18 protein-coding genes are annotated in these 23503 nt (G+C 53.4%); 12 read left to right on the top strand and 6 right to left on the bottom strand.

What is annotated here, in order from left to right; all coding sequences use genetic code 11:
• Positions 1-21 precede the first annotated feature (21 nt).
• From G006_RS0122310 to G006_RS0122320, 3 genes are all read left to right on the top strand, one after another.
• Positions 22-231: a heavy-metal-associated domain-containing protein gene (locus tag G006_RS0122310; RefSeq protein WP_020485446.1), complete on the top strand. Its 210-nt coding sequence runs from the start codon at positions 22-24 to the stop codon at positions 229-231.
• Between the two features lie 66 nt (positions 232-297).
• Positions 298-2544 carry a heavy metal translocating P-type ATPase gene (locus G006_RS0122315; protein WP_020485447.1) on the top strand — a complete coding sequence of 749 codons (2247 nt, stop codon included), beginning with the start codon at positions 298-300 and terminating at the stop codon, positions 2542-2544.
• A 13-nt stretch (positions 2545-2557) separates the two neighbouring features.
• Entirely contained in the window at positions 2558-3115 is a 558-nt protein-coding gene (locus G006_RS0122320; RefSeq protein ID WP_020485448.1) for a Uma2 family endonuclease, read from the top strand.
• 48 nt (positions 3116-3163) lie between these two features.
• Here the strand turns inward: G006_RS0122320 and G006_RS27320 are convergent, their stop codons facing one another.
• The 4 genes from G006_RS27320 to G006_RS0122345 are packed head-to-tail and all read right to left on the bottom strand — an operon-like array spanning position 3164 to position 7376.
• Positions 3164-4780, bottom strand: a complete 1617-nt coding sequence (locus tag G006_RS27320) for a methyl-accepting chemotaxis protein (RefSeq protein ID WP_020485449.1) — start codon at positions 4778-4780, stop codon at positions 3164-3166.
• A gap of 15 nt (positions 4781-4795) precedes the next feature.
• The gene (locus tag G006_RS26260) at positions 4796-5377 is read right to left on the bottom strand and encodes a hypothetical protein (RefSeq protein ID WP_020485450.1); all 582 of its coding nucleotides are present in this window, start codon (positions 5375-5377) and stop codon (positions 4796-4798) included.
• Between the two features lie 11 nt (positions 5378-5388).
• Complete coding sequence (locus G006_RS0122340; protein ID WP_020485451.1) at positions 5389-5895, bottom strand: cytochrome c3 family protein; 507 nt, start codon at positions 5893-5895, stop codon at positions 5389-5391.
• 2 nt (positions 5896-5897) lie between these two features.
• A complete protein-coding gene (locus G006_RS0122345) occupies positions 5898-7376 on the bottom strand; it encodes a hypothetical protein (RefSeq protein ID WP_020485452.1) in 1479 nt (492 codons plus the stop codon).
• Between the two features lie 371 nt (positions 7377-7747).
• On the opposite strand from G006_RS0122345, the gene G006_RS0122350 reads away from it, so the two are divergent.
• From G006_RS0122350 to lpxB, 3 genes are all read left to right on the top strand, one after another.
• The gene (locus tag G006_RS0122350; RefSeq protein WP_020485453.1) at positions 7748-8686 is read left to right on the top strand and encodes a Gfo/Idh/MocA family protein; all 939 of its coding nucleotides are present in this window, start codon (positions 7748-7750) and stop codon (positions 8684-8686) included.
• A 14-nt stretch (positions 8687-8700) separates the two neighbouring features.
• Positions 8701-9798: a DegT/DnrJ/EryC1/StrS family aminotransferase gene (locus G006_RS0122355; RefSeq protein WP_020485454.1), complete on the top strand. Its 1098-nt coding sequence runs from the start codon at positions 8701-8703 to the stop codon at positions 9796-9798.
• A gap of 61 nt (positions 9799-9859) precedes the next feature.
• On the top strand, positions 9860-11029 hold the full coding sequence (gene lpxB, locus G006_RS0122360) for a lipid-A-disaccharide synthase (protein ID WP_020485455.1): 1170 nt from the start codon (positions 9860-9862) through the stop codon (positions 11027-11029).
• A 56-nt stretch (positions 11030-11085) separates the two neighbouring features.
• Here the strand turns inward: lpxB and tgt are convergent, their stop codons facing one another.
• Complete coding sequence (gene tgt, locus G006_RS0122365) at positions 11086-12195, bottom strand: tRNA guanosine(34) transglycosylase Tgt (RefSeq protein ID WP_020485456.1); 1110 nt, start codon at positions 12193-12195, stop codon at positions 11086-11088.
• Positions 12196-12493: 298 nt separating this feature from the next.
• On the opposite strand from tgt, the gene G006_RS0122370 reads away from it, so the two are divergent.
• Genes G006_RS0122370 through G006_RS0122395 form a run of 6 tightly spaced genes read left to right on the top strand, consistent with a single transcriptional unit; the run spans position 12494 to position 22876 of the window.
• Positions 12494-13594, top strand: coding sequence for a response regulator (locus tag G006_RS0122370; RefSeq protein WP_020485457.1), 1101 nt, complete (start codon positions 12494-12496; stop codon positions 13592-13594).
• Positions 13595-13601: 7 nt separating this feature from the next.
• Positions 13602-14522, top strand: a complete 921-nt coding sequence (locus G006_RS26265) for a response regulator (RefSeq protein ID WP_020485458.1) — start codon at positions 13602-13604, stop codon at positions 14520-14522.
• A 17-nt stretch (positions 14523-14539) separates the two neighbouring features.
• A complete protein-coding gene (locus G006_RS26270) occupies positions 14540-16864 on the top strand; it encodes a PAS domain-containing protein (protein WP_020485459.1) in 2325 nt (774 codons plus the stop codon).
• The gene (locus G006_RS27325; RefSeq protein WP_020485460.1) at positions 16861-19503 is read left to right on the top strand and encodes a PAS domain S-box protein; all 2643 of its coding nucleotides are present in this window, start codon (positions 16861-16863) and stop codon (positions 19501-19503) included. The genes G006_RS26270 and G006_RS27325 overlap by 4 nt, the downstream gene beginning before the upstream one ends.
• Complete coding sequence (locus G006_RS0122390; protein ID WP_020485461.1) at positions 19500-19724, top strand: hypothetical protein; 225 nt, start codon at positions 19500-19502, stop codon at positions 19722-19724. The genes G006_RS27325 and G006_RS0122390 overlap by 4 nt, the downstream gene beginning before the upstream one ends.
• Entirely contained in the window at positions 19721-22876 is a 3156-nt protein-coding gene (locus G006_RS0122395; RefSeq protein ID WP_020485462.1) for a response regulator, read from the top strand. Before G006_RS0122390 ends, G006_RS0122395 begins: the two co-directional genes overlap by 4 nt.
• 137 nt (positions 22877-23013) lie before the next feature.
• Here the strand turns inward: G006_RS0122395 and bfr are convergent, their stop codons facing one another.
• Positions 23014-23484, bottom strand: coding sequence for a bacterioferritin (gene bfr / locus G006_RS0122400; RefSeq protein ID WP_020485463.1), 471 nt, complete (start codon positions 23482-23484; stop codon positions 23014-23016).
• Between the last annotated feature and the right edge of the window lie 19 nt (positions 23485-23503).

Consider the following 23503-nt stretch of genomic DNA (forward strand, 5'->3'; position numbering starts at 1 on the left):
TTCAATCATATGGAGATTTATATGTCCGAATCAGCGTCATTGACAGTAAGCGGTATGAAATGCGGCGGTTGCGAGAGCAGTATCGTCAGTAAAGTGTCGGCCATCGCCGGTGTGGTAACGGTGCAGGCTTCGCACAAAGACAAGCGGGTTGAAGTCGAATTTGATCCGGCCCAAACCGACTTAGATGAAATCGAAGACGTTATCACCGACGCCGGTTTCAAGGTCGAATAAAGCCCGCATCGGCGGTCGTCCGCTTTTGGGCGCAGATCAAAACGGTATTTCTCGGGAATCCTCATTATGACTTTAGAGCAATCGACTAATCAGCAACAGGAAATACGCCTTTCCATACTCGGCATGCGTTGCGCCGGTTGCGTCAGCGCGGTGGAAACAGCCTTGCAATCGGTACCTGGGGTCGAGTCCGTTGCCGTTAATTTTGCCGATCATTCCGCCACTGTCGGCGGCAATCCGGACCATCAAGCCATGAAGCAGGCCTTGAAATCCGCCGGCTACGATGCGGCGGTGATGGAAGGGTTGGAAGACCCGAGCGAAGAGGAAAAGCAGGAAGAAGAGCGTTATCGCGATTTGCTGCGCAAGGCAGGCGTGGCCGGTGTATTGGGCCTGCCCTTAATGGCGGGCGCGCATCTGGACTTGTTTCCGGCGATGGGTAGTGCCGCCGGCACGGTGTTTTGGTCCGAAGTGGCCTTGCTGACGCTGGCGGTGATGTTTTATTCCGGCGGGCATTTTTTTCATAGCGCGCTTAAATTGCTGCTGGTCAAGCAGGCCAATATGGATACCTTGATCGCGCTGGGTACAGGCTCGGCGTGGTTGTATTCTTGTATTGTCATCGATTATTCCAGTCAATTGCCTTCGCTTTCCGCTCATGCTTACTTCGAGGCCTCGGCGGTGATCTTGGCGTTCATCAATCTGGGCAGTGCGCTGGAAACTCGGGCGCGGGGTAAAACCTCGGCGGCGATACGCGCGCTGATCGGTTTGCAACCCCGTACCGCTCGGGTGGTGCGAGAGGGACAAGAGATCGATATTCCTATTGAGCAAGTCGGTCTGGGTGAAACTTTGCGGGTTAGACCCGGTGAAAAAATCGCCGTGGACGGCGTGGTACTCGAAGGCCACTCGACTATCGACGAATCCATGCTGACCGGCGAATCGATGCCGGTTGAGAAAGTTGAAGGCGCTAGTGTCGCCGCCGGCACCATCAATCAGCAAGGCAGTTTTTTATTTAGCGCGACCCGCATTGGCCGCGATACCGCTTTGGCGCAGATTATTCAAAGCGTACGGCAGGCACAAAACAGCAAGCCGGCGATTGCCAAACTGGCCGACAAGATTTCCGCCGTGTTTGTGCCGACAGTCGTGATTATCTCAGTACTGACCTTTTTAATTTGGTTAAGCTTTGGTCCCGACCCGGCCATGGGTTATGCGTTTGTGACATCGATGACGGTGTTGGTAATTGCTTGTCCGTGCGCGCTGGGTTTGGCGACGCCGATTTCGGTGATGGTCGCGGTGGGCCGCGCCGCGCAAATGGGCATATTGATCCGTAAGGGCGAAGCCTTGCAAAGCGCCGGCAAACTGACTTGTCTGATTTTGGATAAGACCGGCACCGTAACCGCCGGTAAGCCCAGTCTGGCAGAGGTGATGGCTTTTGGCGATTACGACGAAGCCCGGGTGTTGCAGTATGCCGCCAGTCTGGAATCGGGCTCCGAACATCCCTTGGCCGCGGCGATACTGACGGCAGCGGAGCAAAAACAGTTAACGCTGGACAGGGTCAGAAAGTTCCAGGCGGTGGCCGGTCACGGTATCGTCGGGCGCATTGCCGACCAGCAATGTTTGTTCGGCAATTCTGCATTGCTGGCGGAATACGGCATCGACGAGAGCAGTCATCGCGACAAAATGGCCGAACTGGCAGGAAAAGGCCAGACGCCAATGTTCTTGGCAGTGGAAAACGCGGTGGTTGGTATTGTATCGGTGGCCGACCCGATTAAAGCCGATTCTGCCGCAGCGGTGCAGCAATTGCGGCAGCGCGGTATACGCGTACTGATGGTGACAGGCGATAACGAAATCACGGCGCGAGCTATCGCCGCGCAGGCCGGTATCAGCGAAGTCCGTGCGCAAGTGTTGCCGCAAGATAAAGCCGCTGTGGTCAAGGCCCTACAACAGCAAGGCGAAATTGTCGGTATGGTCGGCGACGGTATCAACGATGCGCCAGCTCTGGCGCAAGCCGATGTCGGTTTTGCCATCGGTACTGGCACCGATGTGGCTATCGAAAGTGCCGATATTGTGTTGCTGCAAGGTTCTTTATTAAAGGTCTCCGAGGCGATGGCGCTTTCGAAGTTGACGGTTGCCAACATCAAACAAAACCTGTTGGGCGCGTTTTTCTACAACACCATCGGCATTCCGGTGGCGGCGGGTTTGCTGTATCCGCTGTTCGGCATACTGCTGAACCCGATGATTGCCGGTGCGGCTATGGCTATGTCGTCGGTAACGGTAGTCAGCAACGCCAACCGTTTGCGTTGGATTAAACTGGATATTTGAGCAGGCGTAAAAAATGAATAGCGTACCTAAATCCTCTACGCATCCATTCAGCGTCGCCGACTATCTGGGTTGGCCGGACGACGAGCGCTGGGAGTTAATCGACGGCGTTCCTTACAACATGAGTCCGGCGCCGAGTATCAAGCATCAAAATGTGGTGATAACGATTGCCGCAAAGTTAATAGCCGCATTGAAAGGTAAGCCTTGCAAACCGTTCATAGCACCTGTAGACGTCATTCTCTCCGAGCATGACGTCGTGCAACCGGATTTGTTAGTGGTCTGCAACCCGGAAAATATCGGCGAAAAAGCCATACACGGTGCCCCGGATTTAGTGGTGGAGGTATTGTCCCCAAGCACCGCGCTGAAAGATATGCGTGAAAAAAAAGCGCTCTACGAACGTGCCGGCGTGAGGGAATATGTGGTGATCGATCCTTTGGAAAATTACGTGCAACGTTTTTTTCTGGGCGCGGACGGCCGCCATGCCAATGCCGACGTATTCGGTGTCGACGAAGATTTGCCCCTTTTGAGCTTGCCTGAGTTGATTCTGCCCTTGGCGGAGGTATTTGAGTTGTAACGACGCGCTATTGGCTTCGACGCCGAAGCGAATAGCGCGTTGGGCTGTTTACAGCTTGAACTGTGAAATCGTGGTATGCAAATTACCGGCGATTTTTTGCAAATGATGGGCTTCTTGCGCGGTTTGCTCCGCGTCCCTTGAGTTGTTGATGGTGACGTCATTAATCGAGTTAATGTTTTGATTAATGTGCTCGACCACAATTTTTTGTTCTTTCACCGCGTCGGAAATATGCGTATTCATCGTGGAAATTTGCGCCACCATGCTTGAGATGTTATCCAGCAACTCGCCGGTACTTTCGATCACTTCAACGGTTTCTTTAGCCTGATTCCGGCTTTCCGACATGGCTTTTACCGCTTCCCGTGAGCCTTGCTGCAAGCGTTCTATCATCGCTTGAATTTCATGCGTGGAGTCCTGGGTCCGGCTGGCCAGCGTGCGCACTTCGTCCGCCACTACCGCAAAGCCGCGACCTTGTTCGCCGGCTCTGGCAGCCTCAATGGCGGCATTTAGCGCCAATAAATTGGTCTGGTCGGCGATGCTCTGAATCACATCCAGCACTGAGCTGACATTCACGCAATTTTGTTCGACATTACCGATCACCGTACTGGCCCTGTCGATATTGTTCGACAGCGCGTGAATGGATTGCACGGTATTGGTTACCACCGCCTTGCCGTTGTTGGCGGCGACGCTGCTTCTCTGCGCAGTTTGTGCGGCGTTGGCGGTGTTGTTAGACACTTCTGTGACTGTGGCGGACAATTCCGTCACTGTTGCCGCGACCTGGTCGGTACCCATTTGCTGTTTCAGAATATCCTCTTGCACCCGCTCGGACATTTGGCTCAAGCGGTTCGAAGCGGTGTTTAACTGATCGGACTCCATCGCCACTTGCCGCATCAAACTGTGTAACACGCTTAAAAATTCGTTGAACTGGGTGACGATAATGCCGACTTCGTCGCTGCCTTCGTGCGGAATGCGTCGGGTCAAATCGCCGCCGCCTTGTCTTAGCAGATATAACGATTTTTGTAGGGCGGTCAATGGCGGCTCTATTTTGAAATAAAGCATGCTTAAACAGACCATCACGAACAATAGCAACACGATGGAAAAAGCAATTCTCGATAGGCTGTAATCGTGCAAAGAAGAACTTAATTGCTCTTTGGCTAGGGTCAGTTCCCGGTCAAGTTGCTCGGTAGTCCTGTTTAATTCGCCGGTTAGGCGGACAGCTGTATCGTCAAGCCCCGTGTTCGGTGCTTTCATGGTTGCCGTGCCGGCCTCGTTGCCCAGATTGATATAGTCCCAGCCCATTTTTACGCCGGCATCATGCATGTCCTGGATTTGCTGTCTTAAGCTTGCCAGTTGCGTTTGCAAACTGGGGTAAGACTGTGCCGCCTTGTCGATATTCTCGAATGCCGCGTCCAAATTTTGCTTGGCTTCCGCAAATCCGCCATCACTGTGCGTGGCGCCGACGTCGGTAAGAAATTGCTGAATCTGCACAACATGAAAACGCACATGAGACAAATAGTCCGAGGTGTTTTGTTTTTGAGTCGCTGCCTGCAAGTTTTCGTCTATGGATTGAAAAGCGTGCCATAGCGAAAAAACAAACAGTAGATTGGCAAAAGCCAAGGCTGATGCAATTAAGATCAGTGAAGATTTGATCGAGGTATTTTTAAACATGGGATTTGATGACAATTATTTTTCTAGTTTCTCTAAATCAGTCACCAACGCCGCCATTGCCGCGACGGCATGGTGTTGGGCTTCTGATAGTGCGTCGCCGTTGTTTAAGGCGTACAAGCCGATTTGCCGGTTGAGTTCGGCAATTAAGCGCGTGCGATGGTCCCGGCGGCTGCGGAGCTTGGCAACCATATTCGAGAACGATAGCGCCAAATCTTGTAGCTGATCGTGTTCCCGCAAGTGCGTGACAGTATCGAGTTTGCCGTCGCCGACCTCTTGGCACAGGGTTTCGAAGCGGTATAAAGGGCCGGCGATTTTGTGCGAGGCGTACAGAACGGTGCTCACCGCAATGCCGCCGGCAACCAAAATGGCTACCAAGTTGCCGATTAAAATCGATACGCCCAGTCGTTCCGCGGCGTTGACGATATTGGCATGCGCCGATTGGGATTGAGCTTGCAGATCGCCGCCGGTCATCCAATAAATCAGGAGTGCCGAACACAATCCGGCGAGCAATATCAGCGCAAAAGCGCCGAGGATGAAACGGCCTTGGAAGTCCTTTTTTATAAAAATTTGGCGGCGTTTGGTAACGGTATTGTTCATTTTCAGGAACCTTAGTTGACGTTATGACAAGTTAAACAGAGCTCGCCGTCGCTGTTGTTACGGCGTAGTAAAAAGCTTTTTTTCAGCCTTTCGGCATTCATTAGTTTATCCATGAAGCTGTGGCTGGCTTGCGGCCGGTCGCTATCTAGTTTGCCGTGTGTGTAGTGACAGGTCAGACAGGTAATGTCGTTTTCCTCGTTAAGCGGCAAGTCGGCGGGTACCGGAAAGTCGATATTCAGGCCTACTTTGTGGCCTTGGTTGGGATTATGGCACGAGGAACACATGGCCACGCCGTCCTTGCTAAAGGTGGCTTGATCGGCTGTTATATTTTTGCTGTTGAAAATGCCGTCATCTTTTAGCTCCGGTGTCGCGGTATGGCAATTACTACACCCCGCTTGCGGCGATTGCTTGGAAATAAGGTGCGGATTGTCGTCGGCGGTATGCGCACCGCTGACGAACAACAGCAAAAGTGCGCCGGTGCCGCCGGCCAATAAGCATTTGTATAGGAGCTTGTTCATGATTAAAAAGACATGACGATTTGGGCTATGCCCAGTTTTCTGTCGAAATAACGCTCGGCTGTTTCCGTGCCCAGCGAATCGTTGTATTCAAATTTGACCCGCAAATGATCGCTAAATTTATAGTTAAAGCCCAGGCTAAGCATGGAGATGTCGTTGATCGCCACGGTGCTGCCGTCGAAGTCCAGGCCAAGGTCTTGTGAAGGTTGCCAGCGGCTGTAGCGGGCGAACGCCACGATGGGCTGTTTGCTCAGGCTTTCCAAATCCAGGGTCAGCGTGGAGTGATAGCCCAATTGGTGGCCCTTGCCGAACGGGCTGGTGTTTGGATCGGGGATGATGATCGGCAATGGATTGCCGTCCGCATCTTGTTCCAAAAATACCTGTTGATGCGCATTCAGCAGCATGAATTCGTTTTGTAAACGCCACATGCCGTAGCCGATACTCAGGTCCGCGCCGTAAACGGTATTGCGGATCCGGTTTTCGCCATCGAACTCGCTGAGGTGGGAAACACCGATTTCAATGCCTTCAGGATTGGCATTGTGGATCTTGTAGGTGTTTTGCCCCAAAGCCAGACCCACCCGGCCGCCGACGGTATGGCCGTCGTTGGCATACAGCGCGTCGGTCCAGAACACCGAATAGTTGAACATATCCCAGGCGCCGTAGGAACGAATACCGTCGGCATTGTAACCGCCCAATTGCATGCGAGAGGTGGTCAACGGCGCGGTAATAGTGATGCGGTCCTTGTTGGCGAAATTTTGGTAGTCGTTACCGAACGGTAAGTCGAAACGGCCGGCCTGGATGTGAAAACCCTTGTTATTGAAAATCCGGCCACGCGGCGGAATACGATCATTGAACGAATGATAGTCGACCAGCGCGACGGCGATGCCGGCCATCGTGCTGCCGCCACTTAGCGCGCCGGGGCCGCTATTACCGCAGAATATCGCGCCGGGCGCGCCATAGTCGGCGTTGGATGAATTGCCGCACAGTACTAACGCCGAGCTGGCACCAAAGTGGTCGTCATGCACATAGTCGAGATCCAATTCCACCGAGCCGACACTGAAGGTTTGGTCGGTGGAGTTGCCGGTTTTGGCGTTGATGTCGAAAAAGCCGCTCATTTGCAGGCCGTTGGCTTCGGCAGCTTCTTTCAAAGCAGCAATTTTTTTGTCCAGCGCTTTCAGTTTGGTATCCACTGTCGGCTCGGGCTTAGCATTGGCAGCGGTTTTTACCGGTGCCGGTGCTGGCGCCGGCGTCGGTTCGCCGGCCGGAGCTACTGTTGGGTTTGCCGACACCGCGACCGAATTGTTTCTTTCCTGCTCCAGTTGTTTGATGCGGGCTTCCAGCTGTTCGATTTTCTGGTCTTTTTCCTTCAGCACGCCTTGCACAATCTGTCGAATATGCTCGTCTTCCGCAGCGGTTGCATGCGCGTTGGCTTGGGCTGCCAGGCTGAGCAGGGCGATAGCTATTCGCTGGTTTTTTGAGTGCATATCTGTCTCTGAGTGTAAGCTTAGGACTACGTTTGTTTCAGAATCGTCGTAATGAGGCAAGGTTAGTTGCTTTTGTCGGCATTACAAGTTGGTGCATAGGGCTGGGTTTATTCACCCAGCCCTATTTATCCCTGGTGCCCCGTTCGGGCTGAGCTCGTCGAAGCCTCTTATGGTTGGCCTTTCGATAGACTCAGTACCCGCAAGGGCATAAAGGCGAATGGTATTTAAGGGCCGGGTTAATAATTCGCCGATCCGTTTCCGAATGACGGTGCGGCTTATTCAACACAGAATCTAATGTTACAATGAACGGTTTTATGCCCGGCGCGCGTCTGTCAAAGGCTGGGGAACCGCGAATCAAGCTTAGGTCGTTTATGAATAAACTGAAATGTGCCGTGATAGGTGCCGGATATTTAGGAAAATTTCATGCGGAAAAATACGCATCGTTAAAGGATTGCGAATTGGTGGCGGTGGTTGACATCAATGCCGAGGCGGCGCAACAAGTCGCCGAAAAAACCGGCTCTCAAGCTCTAACGGATTACCATGAATTGCTCGGCAAAGTCGATGCGGTTAGTGTTGTGGTGCCCACCAGCTATCATCACAGCGTATCCAAAGACTTTCTGAACGCCGGCACGCACGTCTTGGTAGAAAAGCCGATCACCGTTACGGTTGAAGAAGCCGATGAGCTGATCGCGATTGCCAAGGAAAAAAACGTCATTCTCCAGGTCGGGCATTTGGAGCGATTCAATCCGGCCGTGCGCGGTTTGGAGAAAATGGAAGATAAGCCTCTGTTCATCGAGTCGCATCGCTTGTCGCCGTTCAATCCGCGCGCCAACGACGTTAGCGTGGTGCTGGATTTGATGATTCACGATATCGACATCATCATGGCCCTGGTCGATTCGGAAGTGGAAAAAATCGATGCCAGCGGCACGGCGGTGCTGACCCAAGGCACCGACATCGCCAATGCCCGCATCACCTTTAAAAACGGTTGTGTGGCGAATGTCACCGCCAGCCGGATCAGTATGAAAATGGAACGCAAGATGCGCATGTTCCGCCCTTGTTCCTATATTTCCGTGGACTTTCAGAACCGGGTTTTGATTAAACACAGAACCGGCGAGAAGGAAATGTTTCCCGGCATTCCGGAAATCGTTACCGAGGAATCGGTATTTGAAAGCGGCGACGCCTTACTCGATGAAATTAAACATTTTGTCAATTGCATCAAGACCGGCGAGAATCCGCTGGTTCCCGGCGAAGCGGGCCGTAAAGCCCTGGCTACCGCGATAGAAATCACTAAATTCTTAATCCATCGATAAAAAGGGCTGACACTATGATCCCCATGGTCAATCTGCAAGCGCAGTATGCGGAAATTCAAGATGAAATCGTCGGCGGTTTCAGCGAAACCCTTAATAACTGCGCGTTTATCCTGGGGCCGAATGTACAGGCTTTTGAGAAAGAAGCCGCTGCCTATCTGGGTGTTAAACATGCCATCGGCTGCGCCTCGGGTACCGATGCTTTGCATTTAGCCTTATTGGCGGAAGGCATAGGCGCCGGCGACGAAGTCATTACCAGCGCATTTACCTTTATCGCCACCGCCGAAGCAATCAAATATGTCGGCGCCAAACCGGTGTTTGTCGACATCGATCCGGGTACGTTCAATATCACCCCGGCCAATATCGAAAAAGCCATTACGGCCAAAACTAAGGCCGTGATGCCGGTGCATTTATTCGGCCAGCCCGTCGATTTGCCGGCCATCAAAGCTATTTGCGACAAACATGGCTTGAAACTGATTGAAGACTGCGCGCAATCCTTCGGCGCTACCGTCTACAACAAGCAAACCGGCAGTTTCGGCAACGCGGCCGGTTTTAGTTTCTTTCCCAGTAAAAACCTGGGCTGTTTCGGCGACGGCGGTTTGGTGACCACCGATTCCGACGCGACCGCCGCCAAGATCAAGCAATACCGCAATCACGGCTCCGACGTGCGCTATTACCATGATGTCATAGGCTACAACAGCCGGCTGGACGAGCTACAGGCTGTGGTATTGCGCGCCAAATTAAAACGCATCGACCGCTACAACGCCGCTCGCCGCCATGCCGCGCATTTGTATTCGGAACTAATGGCCGATTTGCCGCTGACTACGCCATATGAAGACGGCATTGGCGTGCATGTCTATCATCAATACACTTTGTTGTCCGACCGCCGCGACGAGGTGATGAAAGCCTTGCAAGAGCAGAAGATTGGCTGTGCCGTCTACTATCCGGTACCGCTGCATCAACAAAATGTCTTTAAGGAGGAATGTGCCGGCTTGGCTTTGCCGGTCACTGAGTCGGTAGCCGCGCGCTGTTTTTCTTTGCCGATTTGTTCCAATCTGAGCGACGATACCGTCAAGCAAATTGTCGGTGTGATACGCGGCGTTTTCCAAGCGTAAATTCCCAAACGCATTTATGTAGGGTGGGCTGCGCAACACGCAGCCCACCAACCATTCTCAAATGACCAATCAATCTGCTTACACGGTGTTGTTTAGCGCCGGTGAATCCTCCGGCGACCAACACGCCGCCAATATGTTTCTGGAGCTGAAACAGCGTTGTCCGGCGCTTCGCGGCCTTGGTATGGGCGGCAGCAAAATGCGTCAGGCCGGTATCGACGTACGTTACGATTCGGCGGGGATTGGCGTGATTGGTCTGGTGGAAATTCTGAAGCACTACGGCGAGATCCGCCGCGCATTGAATTTACTGAAACACATCATTGCCACCGAAAAGCCGGATTTACTGGTGTGCGTCGATTACAAAGAGTTCAACCTGAAGCTGGCGCGCTTTGCGAAAAGCCAAGGCGTGAAAGTGCTGTTTTACGTCAGCCCGCAAGTTTGGGCGTGGCGGCCGGGCAGGGTAGTGACTTACGGCAAGGCCATCGACATGATGGCGGTGATCTTTCCATTCGAAACTCAATATTACGAAGCCGAAAACGTACCGGTCCGTTATGTGGGCCATCCTTCCGTCGATAAAGTCCATCCGCAACGCAGTCGATCAGAAGATTTCGAGTTGTTTGGCCTGGATCCCAATCGGCCTGTCGTCGGCATACTACCGGGCAGCCGCGGCAACGAAATCAAGCGCATCTTGCCGGTGATGCTGGCTGCGACGGCAATATTGTCGGCACAGCGGCCGGAGTTGCAGTTTGTCTTGCCGCAAGCCGATTCGATCAGCGATGCGGAGTTGGCTGAACATCTGGGAAACACTTCGCTACCGGTTAAGGTGATCAAACATCAGCCCTATGATGTCATCCAATGTTGTGAGGCGGTGATGACCACCTCCGGCACCGCCTCGTTGGAAATTGCCTTACTCGGCGTGCCGATGGTCATCGTATACCGGCTGGCTGCCTTCAGTTATTGGCTGGGCAAACGCTTGGTGAAAATTCCGTTTATCGGGCTGCCGAATATCATCGCCGGCAAGGCCATCGTCAAGGAATTGATCCAAGAACAACTGACCGCAGAGAATCTGGCGGCGGAGATTCTGAAACTGTTGGGCGACGGGGATTATCGCCAGCGCTGCATCTCGGAATTGCAGGCCGTCAAACACCAGCTTGGCGATGGTGGCGGCTCAAAAAATATGGCTGAACTGGCTTTGGCGATGTTGGGTGGGCAAATAGCCGCCCAGGACCGGTAAAACATCCGGGCTGCTCTGCTGGCAAGCAGCCGGGTTTTGAAGATTAACAGAACTTATTAAACCGGACTGCGACTGTCGCGTTGGTCGTAAAATTCTGCCACAAACGTATCGAAATTTTGATTTTCAATAGCGTCCCGCAACCCCTGCATCAATTCCAGGTAATAGTGTAGATTGTGGATGGTGTTGAGCCTGGAGCCCAGCATTTCCTTGCATTTGTCCAAGTGCTTTAGATACGAACGCGAGTAGTTTCGGCAGGTGTAACAATTGCAATCCTCGTCCAGTGGCCGGGTATCGAATTGGTATTGCTGGTTTCTGATTTTGATCACGCCGTGGCGGGTGAATAAATGGCCGTTGCGGGCGTTGCGGGTCGGCATCACGCAATCGAACATATCGATGCCGCGCCTCACGCCTTCCACGAGATCTTCCGGGGTGCCGACGCCCATCAGATAGCGGGGTTTGTCCACCGGCATTTTTAGATGAATCGCATCCAGCGTCGCCAGCATTTCGTGCTTCGGTTCGCCTACCGACAGGCCGCCGATGGCATAGCCGTCAAAGCCGATGTCGGTCAAGCCGGCGATGGATTCTTCGCGCAATTGCGGATACATACCGCCTTGCACAATGCCGAACAGGGCGGAGGAGTTACCTTCGTGGGCGCGCTTGCTGCGTTCCGCCCAACGCAGGGACAAGCGCATGGAGTCAGCGGCTTCTTGATAGGTGGCCGGGTATGGGGTACATTCGTCAAAAATCATCACGATATCCGACCCGAGATCGCGTTGCACCTGCATCGACTCTTCCGGGCCCATGAATATTTTGCTGCCATTGACCGGCGATTTAAATGTGACGCCTTGTTCGCTGATTTTGCGCAATGCGCCTAAACTAAATACTTGAAAACCGCCGGAGTCGGTCAGAATAGGCTTTTGCCAACGCATGAAATCGTGCAGATCGCCGTGGGCTTTCATCACCTCCATGCCGGGCCGCAGCAACAAATGAAAGGTGTTGCCTAGAATGATTTGTGCGCCCAAATCCGTTAAATCTTCCGGGGTTAAAGACTTTACCGTGCCGTAGGTGCCGACCGGCATAAAGATCGGTGTTTCCACCACGCCGCGGGCAAAAGTCAGCTGGCCGCGGCGGGCGTGACCGTCTGTGGCTTTGAGTTTGAATTCCATGCAAATCCGGCAAATGAAAAAAGGCGGAATTATCGGTCCTTTTCGTTCCGCAAGCCAGAGAAGTTGTCGTTTTGAGTTCAATAAGCGAGAGTGGCGGCTTTTGTCCCCTGAGAAAACTTGTTGGTGCCGGATTGTGTTATAAATTTGAGGCACTTGCCGCAGCTTTTCTATCGAAATACCTAATGTTCGGTAATTCCGTTTATTATCGGGATATTGTTCATTTCACTATATAAGCTAGCAAAATTGATGAATTTTCTTCAGGCCATAAAAACAATAATCGGCCATTCTCGGGAGAGCTATGTTGGATACTAAAAGCAAAACCATTTTGGTAGTCGATGATTCTCCGGAAAATCTCACCGTCATCAGCGAATTACTGCAACCGCAATACCGCGTGCGTGTCGCTACCTCCGGGCAACGAGCGTTGCAGATGGTCGCCAACCCGCCTTACCCCGATTTGATTCTGCTTGACGTGATGATGCCGGGCATGGACGGTTACCAAGTATTCGAGCATCTGCGCGCCGATCCCATTACGCGTACGATTCCGGTGATATTCGTCACAGCGATGGACAGTATGGAGTCCGAGTTGCATGGATTGGATGTCGGCGCGGTTGATTACATCACCAAACCCGTTCTGCCGCCCATCGTTTTAGCGCGCATCCGCACCCAGCTGGAGTTAAAGCAGGCCAGAGATTGGCTGCGCGACGAAAACACCTACCTGGAAATGGAAATAGCTAAAAGGATGAGCGAAAACGAGCTGATTCAAAAAGTCAGCATTCGCGCCTTAGCGCATCTGGCGGAAATTCGCGATCCGGAAACCGGCAACCACATCCTGCGCACCCAAGGCTACGTTCAACATTTGGCCCTGGCCTTGCAGAGCCATCCGCGCTTTTTCGCGACATTGACCGATCATTACATCGAATTGCTGACGCGCTCCGCGCCCTTACATGATATTGGCAAAGTCGGCATACCGGACGCAATCCTGCAAAAACCTGGCAAATTAACCGGCGAGGAATGGGCGGTGATGAAGACCCACGCCAAATTGGGCAGCGACGCGATAGAAATGGCGGAACGTGATGCCACGCGCTCGGTGGAGTTTTTGATTTTGGCTAAGGAAATTGCACATTGGCACCATGAAAAGTGGGACGGTAGCGGCTATCCGGAGGCGTTGGCCGGCGATGCCATTCCGGTTTCCGCGAGGATTATGGCGCTGGCCGATGTATTCGACGCCTTGATTTCCCGGCGTGTTTACAAAGAGCCCATGGCTTTCGCTGAAGTCAAGACTATTATTGCTGAAGGACGTGGTCGCCACTTTGATCCGGATATGGCCGATGCCTTTTTAGCCGATTTCGATGCCTTCTGTGATATTGCCCAACGCCATCTCGATTCCATCGCGGAGTAAATGATTTATGACCCAAAACGCTCGCATATTGTTGGTTGAAGACGAGGAAATTATCGCCATCATTATTCGGGATTTATTGGTCGCCGAAGGTTTTCTGGTGACGGTCTGCGCCAATGGCTGCATTGCCTGGGAAACCTTACAGCACGACCGGACCGGCTACGATTTGGTGCTGTTGGATAGGGGCTTGCCGGGGATGAACGGCATGGAACTGCTGCGATTGATCAAGGGTGACCGGGCCTTGGCTGCCATTCCGGTGATTATACAGACCGCCCGCAGCGACAAGAAAAGCATCCAGGAAGGGCTTAGTCAGGGGGCTTATTACTATTTGACCAAACCGATTCAACCGGAAATATTGATCGCCGTGATCAATGCCGCACTGCAACAACGTCGTGAGTTGCAGGAGATGTCCGAAACAGTCAATCGCGCCGGACGTCCGTTGACGCTAGTCCATTCCGCCGTGTTTCGTTTTCGCGATCTCGATGAAGCAAAGATGTTGAGTCATTGTTTGGCCCAATCCTGCCCGGAGCCCGAGCGCGTAATCCAGGGTTTGCAGGAGTTGATGGTGAATGCGGTTGAACATGGTAACTTGGGCGTTTCCTATGCGGAAAAAGGCGAGCTGATGCTGGCGGGAGTCTGGCTGGAGGAAATTCAACGACGTTTGACACTCCCGGAATTTAGCCGACGCTTTGTATCCGTTCATTTCCAGCGTCTGCCGGATAAGCTGGTGTTTACCATTCAAGACCAGGGTGACGGTTTTGATTGGCAGGACTTCCTGGATTTTTCCCCGGAACGGGTGTTCGATTTGCATGGCCGCGGCATCGCGATGGCCAGATTGATGAGCTTTGATCGTCTGGAATATCAAGGTAACGGCAATACGGTAACGGCTGTGGTTAACGGCGTATCTTCTTTGTACGGCTTAGACAATTAATTCGACTTTGCAAGCCCATGCTGTCGAATAACGATCAGTCAAACTCAGCGCAGGTCAGCCGCAAAAGCGTCTTAGCCGTCGTGCTGGTATATGCCATTTTCGCCGCCAGCTGGATTTTGGTATCGGATCAATTGGTACACCACTTTTTCAAAGATCCGGACCAGCTGACGCTAGCCAGCATGCTGAAAGGCTGGGTTTATGTACTGGTGACGTCTTTATTGCTTTACGGTTTGATGCGGCGCTGGTTTGGCCGAAGCCGCGAACCGCAAACAGTTCCCCCCGCTCCGCGAAGTCATTTGTTGTCGCTAGGCTTATTGATAGCCGTCATCCTGGCTTTGATGGCGGCGAGCGTGACTCTGACCATCGAGCAACACACCCAAGAAGAGTTCGGCAGGCTGCAGGCGGTCGCCGGCCTCAAGTCCAGGCAAATCAGCGACTGGCTGAATGAACGGCGCGGCGACGCGGATTTTATCCAAACCAGCGAATTTATCATCGACCTGTATCAACGCTGGCAGATGGATGGCGATATGCAAAGCGCCGAACGCCTGCAAAACCGTTTGGAACAATTTCGCAAAAGCAGGGGAATCTCGGCCATCAGCCTGCTTAAACCTGAAGGCGAGCGTTTATGGCGTTCCGCGAAAGCCCCCGCCACGCTCTTGCCTGGGCAGCTAAAGGTTGCAGAGCTGTCGACAAAAACTCGGCAAATCCAATTAGTTAATCCTTACAAAGATGACGGCGGACGTGTCCTGCTGGATTTGGTTGTGCCGCTGACAGCCCAGCATCAGGTAGCGCCGCCGCTGATTGTTTTACATCTTGATCTTAGCGAGTGGCTGTTTCCGGTTCTGGAGAGTTGGCCGGTCGCTAGCGGTACCGGCGAAACCTTGTTGTTTCGGCGTGAGGGCGATGAAATTCTCTATCTGAATCCGCTGCGCTTTCGTCCGGACGCTGCGGCGTCGTTTCGGCTGCCAATCAACACTGCAAATTTATTGGCCGGCAAGGCGCTGCGCAGTCAGGCTAGCCTCGATAACATCCTGGAAGCCAAGGACTACCGCAATGTCTCCGTCATAGGCCTGGTACAGGCCATAAGCGGCACGGACTGGTTGTTACTGACCAAGCTGGATAAGGCCGAAATCTATACCAAGGCCAGTAGCGAAGTAGTGTGGATCGTGTGCGTAGGTAGTTTGACCATTTTTATAGTCTGCGCCGGTTTTTATCTGTTGCGGCAGAGTCAGAGTCTGGCTTTGGCCACGGCGGTGCAGAAGGCGCAAGCGGAGCGTTTGCGGGCCCTCGATTTATTAGGCGCCATATCCGATTTGTCCGTGGACGCGATATACGCCAAGGATCTACAGGGTCGTTACATCCTGTTTAATACCGCCGCCGCCAATTTTGTCGGCAAGCCGGTAGAGGAAGTACTTGGTCAGGACGATAGCGCCATATTTCCACAGCAACAAGCCGAGCACTTAAAAGAGTTTGGCCGCCGGGTGATGGCGGAAAATATAACTCTGACGGAAGAAGAAGCCCTGGATACGCAATTCGGACAGCGGATTTTCCTGGCTACCAAAGGGCCACTGTGCGATGAACACGGTAAAGTAATAGGGATGTTCGGTATCTCACGGGACATTACCGAACGCAAGCGGGCCGAGCTTGAATTACGCGAGAGCGAGGCGCGCTTTCGCGGTTTGGTGGAACAGTCGTTGGCGGGCATTTATATTATTCAAGACGGGCGTTTCGTTTACGTCAATCCGGGTTTTGCCGCGATCTTCGGCTATCAGCGGGCTGAGGATATTATCGACGGCAAAACAGTGGCTGATCTGGTCTGTCCGCAGGACAGGCAGATGGTGTTGGAAAATTTGCGCCGACGCATTGATGGCGAGATCGAAGACATTAACTACCGCTTCGAAGGCTTACATCGCAACGGCCACTGCATTGACGTTGAAGTACATGGCCGCAGTTTCGATTACAAAAACCGGCCGGCGGTGATTGGTTTTATTCTTGATGTCAGCGCCCGTAAAGCCGCCGAAGACCAGCTCAATCTCCAAGCCGCGGAATTAAAGGCTCGTAATGATGAATTGGAGCGGTTTAATCGGGCCATGGTCGGCCGCGAGCTGGATATGGTTAATTTAAAGCAGCAGGTCAATCAGCTGGCTGCGGAGCTGGGCCGCCAGCCCCCTTATGCATTAGCGTTTCTATCAGCCCAACCTGAAAATACTGTTGGTCATGATTCTGCTGAAGCTCACGCCGAATCTGGCTTGGACCCTCTCAAACCGAGCGCAATATCAGTAAACAATGGCGCCGGGTTGATTGGCGGCGATACATCGGCTGCGGAAGAAGACCATTTATGATTATCCCCGAGCCGCCATTCGGCGATTTTTCCGATTTGGTGCGCTCCCGTTACCGGAGCAGCCTTAGACTCGCCTATGTGTCGGCGGTGATTCTGGTATTGGTTGCGCTGGCAATTCGCCTGTATTTGCCGGCATCCTTTGGCCTGCGCCCGATGTTGCTGTTGTTTTTATTTCCGGTGATCGTGAGCGCCTTTTTAGGCGGTTTGTGGCCTGGATTATTGGCTACATTGCTGTCGGCCATTGTTAGTAATTTCCAACTGCTGCCTCCCTATCGCAGCTTGGCAATTGCCGGCATTTACGATGTTGTGCAATGGACGTTATTGATCGCAAATGGGATTTTAATCAGCCTGCTTAGCGAATTCTTGCTTCGGATTCGGCAACGCGAAAACGCGCACTGGTGCCAATTACTGGAAACGCGGGACCGGCTGCGGTTTAGCCAAACCTTATTCCAGACCACGTTCGAACAGGCGGCGAAAGGCATTTGTCTATTGGCGCCGGACGGGCGCTGGCTGAAGGTTAACCGCCAGTTTTGCGAGATAGTCGGTTATAGCCAGGACGAGTTGCTAACCGGCAATTTTTCGGACATTGCCTATCGGGAGGATTGTGACGCTCTGTTGCGGCTGCCGGCGGACGAAGTGGATGGTTTTTCCGGAGACAAGCGCGTTATTCGCAAGAACGGTAGTATCGTCTGGGTTAAATTAAACGCTTCCGCAGCGCGCAAACCGGATGGTAGCCCTGAGTGTTTTATCTTGCTCATGGAAGACATTGAGCAGCGTGAACAAGCATTACTAGCGTTACACGAAAGCGAGACGGCCTTGAAAATTGCCCAGCGTTTAGCCGCCTTGGGCAGCTGGGCCTGGGACTTGCGCACCGGCGAATTGAAGTGGTCGGAACAGATTTACAATCTGTTCGGCCGCGACCCTCATTTACCGCCCGCCGATTATGAAGAGGTTGCCCGGTATTTTAAGCCCGAGAGCTGGCAGCGCTTGCAGGCTGCCGTAGCTCAGGCTTGTAGCGACGGCGTGCCTTACGAATGCGAAGCGGAATTGCAGAACGATGGCGAGTTGCATCGCTGGGTAGTGGCCCGCGGCGAGCCGGTCCGCGATGAGCAGGCTAACATCGTGGCTTTGTATGGCACCGTGCAGGATATTACCCCACGTAAACAGGCCGAGCTTGCGCTGCAAGACGCGCAGCGGGTGGCCCTGGAAAAGCAAGGCGAGGCCAGGCTAGCCGCGCTCAATTTGATGGAGGATGCGCTTACGGCCCGCAAAGCGCTTGAAGTGGCTAATGCGTCGCTACGCGAAAGCGAAGAATTCAAACGGGCTATTTTGGATTCGGTGAGTGCCAACATCGCGGTATTAAACCGCGATGGCATGATAGTCTCTGTGAATCGACCCTGGCAGCAGTTTGCTGAGGATGATGCCCTAGCGTGCGGGCAAGCGGTTGATGTATGCGGCATAGGCACTAATTATTTGCGGATTTGCCAGCAGGCGTCGGGCCCGTATAGGCAGGGATCGTTGGCGGTGTTCAGCGGATTGTCGGCTGTTTTGGAAGGTCGGCTTCCCCGCTTCAGGTATGAATATGCCTGCCATTCCGCGCAGAAGCAGCGCTGGTTTGCCATGGTCGTCACGCCTTTGGAAACTGCGGAAGGCGGTGCGGTGGTTTCTCACACCAATATCACCGAGCGCAAATTGGCGGAAATGGCCTTGGTTGAAAGTGAGGAGCGCTTACGTCTGGCCCAAAGTAGTGCCAATATCGGCATCTGGGATTGGCATATTGATAACGGCGAAGTGCAATGGACTGCCGAACTTGAGGCCATGTTTGGCTATGCACCAGGGACTTTTCCGGGTAATTATCAGGCCTTCAGCCAAGTTGTGTATCCAGGGGACCTGCCTGAATTGGAGCGTCGGCGAGATGCGGCCCTCGTGGCTCATCAGTCTTTTGATTTTGATTTTCGGGTTCAACCGGAGCCGGGGCAGATCAGATGGCTCAACTGTAAGGGTGGCGCTAATTACGACGATAGGGGCCGGCCGCAACGCGTGTTTGGTATTTGTATCGATATTACCGAGCGCAAAAATACCGAAAGCGAACTTAAACTCTGGGCGCAAGCGTTCGAAAACGCCGAATTCGGCTTGGCGATTGCGGACGCGCAGACTAATTTGTTTTTGGCGGTGAATCCGGTCTTTGCCGGGGAGCGCGGCTACACTGCGGAAGAACTGATCGGCAAACCGGTAGCGATGGTTTATCCGGCTGATTTAATCGATCAGGTACAACACCGTATCTCTAGCCTGGATACCTCCTGTCATGGCGTATTTGAGACCGAACATCAGCGTAAGGACGGCAGCCGTTTCCCGGTAATGATAGACGTAACCGTCATTAAATCCGGCGACGGTAAACCGGTGAGACGAGTGGCCTACGCCTTGGACATTAGCGAGCGCAAGGCCTCCGAGCTAGCTTTGCGCGAGCAAACGGATGCGCTGCAGCGTTTCAATCGGGCCATGGTCGGCCGGGAAGTGGACATGATTGCGCTAAAACAAACCATCAACGAGCTGTCCAGGCAGTTGGGGCTGGAACGCCCCTATCCTCTGGCGTTTATCGATCAGGCCGGGATAACCCCGGCCAGGAGTGTTCCGCGATGAAACGCGTCCCGCTGATTATCAGCCCGGGCTTTAATTACCGTTGCTCCGGCGCAGGCCGGAGCCCGGTAATACTGCTGGATTACCGCTTGCGCGGGGCTGACGGCTACTCGGAATTTAAGAGCCGGGCCACGAGTAAACGCAGGAAAACGCCAGATCATTTGGTTTTGGCGCGTTGGGGTGCTTATTACTTAGCCGCCATCGTAATCGTGATGGGCCTATGAATCCTGTATTGAAATTACTGATCATCGAAGAATTACAGGCTGCTTATCTGGCGCGGGTGCACCACTTGCAACAGAACGGCCTAACCGTCGAATGCCGGCGGATAGAGAGCCACGCGGCGCTGGTGCTTGCCTTGCAAGACGACTGGGATCTGGTGCTGTCGGATTACAAGGTACCGGGATTGGATATTCGCGACACCTTGCAATTTATTCAAGCTCACAGTAAGGATTTGCCGGTTATCCTGGTGTCCGATAGCGTGGGTGAGGAAGTCGCGATGGAGTTGTTGCGGCTGGGTATGGTCGATTTCGTGTTCAAGGACAATCCGGTCCGCTTAGTAACGTCGATACTTAGGGCTGTCGAGGAGCGCGATCAACGCCGATTAAGGCGTGAAGCGGAGCAGGCCTTGCGGCAAAGTCAGGAGCAGGCGCTGTTAGAGCAACATCAGGCGCAGCTGGCGGCCTTGAATTTGATGGAAGATGCCATCGCCGCCCGCCAACGCGCGGAAGCGGCCGCGGAAGCCTTGCGCGAAAGCGAACGGCGTTTAATGATGGCGCAGGAAGGCGCGCATGTCGGGATTTGGGATTGGGATATTGTTAAGGATCACTGTTACTGGTCGCCGGAATGCGAGCGATTGTACGATGTAGAGCCCGGCGGTTTGCGTTCTAACGCCGATTGGCGAGCACGCGTGCATCCGGACGATCTGCATTTGATAGACGATCAGTGGGAAAGCCGCATTTTGCGCGGCGAGCCGTTCGAGGTCGAGTTTCGCTTTATCCTGCAATCAGGCGACATCCGCTGGCTGAGCAGCAAAGGCCGAGCGCAATACGACGCCGACGGTAAACCGGTAAGGCTGTTTGGCGTTAATCTGGACATTAGTGAGCGCAAACAAACCGAACAGCAACTACGTAAGTTGGCGCAGGCGGTGGAACAAAGCCCGGCCAGTATTATCATCACCAACCTGATCGGCGAAATTGAATACGTAAACGAGGCGTTTTTGCAGGTCAGCGGCTACCAGCGGGACGAGGTCATCGGTCGCAATCCACGCCTGTTGCAATCGAGAAAAACCCCACCCGAGAATTATCGGGCGTTGTGGACCGCGCTCGGTCAAGGTCAGACTTGGAAAGGCGAATTCATCAATAGACGTAAGGACGGCAGCGAATATGTGGAATTTGCCATTATCGTGCCCATCCGCCAAGCCGATGGCAGCGTTACCCATTTTGTAGCGGTACAGGAAGACATCACCGAGAAGAAACGCGTGGCGCTGGAGCTGGATCAGTATCGGCATCACCTCGAAGATTTGGTTGCCAGCCGCACGGCCGAACTGGAAGCGGCGAAAGTGTTGGCGGATGCCGCCAATCAAGCCAAGAGCGCCTTTTTGGCCAATATGAGCCACGAGATTCGTACGCCCATGAATGCCATCATCGGCTTGACGTATTTGCTGCGGCAAAGCAGTCCCAATCCGGAACAAAGCGAGCGTCTGGACAAAATCGACGGCGCCGCTCAGCATCTGCTGTCCATCATTAACGATGTGCTGGATTTATCGAAGATCGAAGCCGGGCGGCTGGAACTGGAGCAAACCGATTTTTCCCTGGCGACGGTGCTGGACCACATTCGCTCCATTATTGCCGAGCAGGCGCGGGCCAAGGCGTTGAGCATAGAGTTGGATGGGGAGGGCGTCCCGCAATGGTTGCGCGGGGACCCGATGCGTCTGCGGCAGGCCATGCTCAACTACGCTACTAATGCCGTGAAGTTTACCGAACGCGGTTCGATTCGGTTGCGGGCGATGGTACAGGAGGAAACCGCTGCCGGTTTGCTGCTGCGCTTCGAGGTGAGCGATTCCGGAATCGGGATTGAAGCGAAACAACAAGCCAGCTTATTTCAGGCTTTCACCCAGGCCGATGTGTCTACCACCCGTAAATATGGCGGGACCGGCTTAGGCTTGGCAATTACCCGTCGGCTGGCGAATATGATGGGCGGTGATGCGGGCGTCGATAGCGTACTGGGTCAAGGTAGTCGCTTTTGGTTTACCGCTCTGGTGCAGCGCGGGCACGGCATAATGCCTTTACAAACCATTGAAAAACCCGCCGACGCGGAAATGATGCTACGCCGAGATTATGCCGGCGCGCGCCTGCTTTTAGTGGAAGACAATCCGATTAATCGGGAAGTGGCACTGGAGTTGTTGCATGGTGTTGGTTTGGCGGTGGACACCGCCGAGAACGGGCGAATCGCCCTCGAAAAAATCGGCAAGAACACCTACGATCTGGTGCTGATGGATGTACAAATGCCGGAAATGGACGGTTTGGAAGCTACGCGGGCGATACGCGCACAGCCGGGTTTTACCCGGTTGCCGATTTTGGCGATGACCGCCGCCGCGTTTGAGGAAGACCGGCATATTTCGCTCGCTGCCGGTATGAACGATTTTGTGGCGAAACCGGTAATTCCGGAAGACCTTTACGCGGCCTTGTTGCGCTGGTTGTCGCCGCGTTCCGGTGCGCGTCATGTCAAGTTCGATAAAGCCGAAACCGAGCGGTTTTCGCCGAAAACAGTGGTAAACGGCGATACCGTGCCGTCGGCCTTACTGACCATCAGTGGCCTGGACACCAGGCAAGGACTTGCAGTGGTGAAGGGCGACGTGGATAAGTATCAACGTCTGTTGAGCATGTTTGCCGATGCCCATAATAAAGACTTGAAACAAGTCCAGACCTACTTGGTCGATGGCAAATCCGATGAAGCAAAACGCATCAGTCACTGCTTAAAAGGCGTTGCCGGTACGCTGGGTGCCAAACAAGTCGCCGATTTGGCGGCTAAGCTGGACCGGGCGATAGCCGAGAGCAGGGATTTGGCGGTCTGCATGGAGTTAGCGGCTTTGTGCGATAGCGAATTGACGAATCTGGTCCGCGCTATCCTGGCTTTACCTGCGCAATCGGCGACTAGTGAAGTGGGCGAGGCGATTATCGATGCGGAAAATACGCGTCAAGTCGTTGCCGCGATCGCAAGCTTGCTGGCAATTGGCGATGCGCAAGCCAGCCGCCTGGCGCGCGAATATGCGGTGTTGTTGCGGGCGAAATTGGGGGTTGCGTATCCGGATTTTGCCAGGCAGATCGAGGCTTTCGACTATCAAGCGGCATTATTAACTTTACAGGCCGCGGATTAGCCAATGATGCAGTTAGTAAACGCTGAACGATGGGCGATGATTAGCGCCTTTCGGTTTTGAACCGGTAGCGGCGGATACAAAAAAGCCGCGGCGTCAGGAGACACTGCGGCTATCGGTAAGCATAAGGCCAAGCCGATTTAGGACATTTGCGATTGCAGATAATTCGGCAAACCAATCATATCGATCAAGCCCAATTGTTTTTCCAGCCAGTGCGCATGATCTTCCTCGGTGTCGTCCAACATCACTTCCAGAATTTCCCGGGTTTGATAATCGCGTACGGTTTCGCAATAGGCAATGACTTTGCGCAAATGCGCAACCACTTTATATTCGACCGCCAGATCGTTTTTCAGCATCTCCGGGACGTTGGTCCCGACCGCTAGCGGTTCGCGTTTGGATAAATCCGGTGTGCCTTCCAGAAACAAAATCCGCTTGATCAAGGCATCGGCATGGTTGGTTTCGTCTTGAACCTCGTGATTGATGCGTTCGTATAATTTGTTGAAGCCCCAGTTTTCATACATCCGGGAATGAATAAAATACTGGTCTATAGCGGTCAGTTCGCCTGCCAGCAATTCGTTTAAGTGAGCTATGACTTGTTTGTCGCCTTGCATATGCCGCCTCCCGGATAAA

The sequence above is a fragment of the Methylomonas sp. MK1 genome (genome assembly GCF_000365425.1).
Taxonomy (GTDB): domain Bacteria; phylum Pseudomonadota; class Gammaproteobacteria; order Methylococcales; family Methylomonadaceae; genus Methylomonas.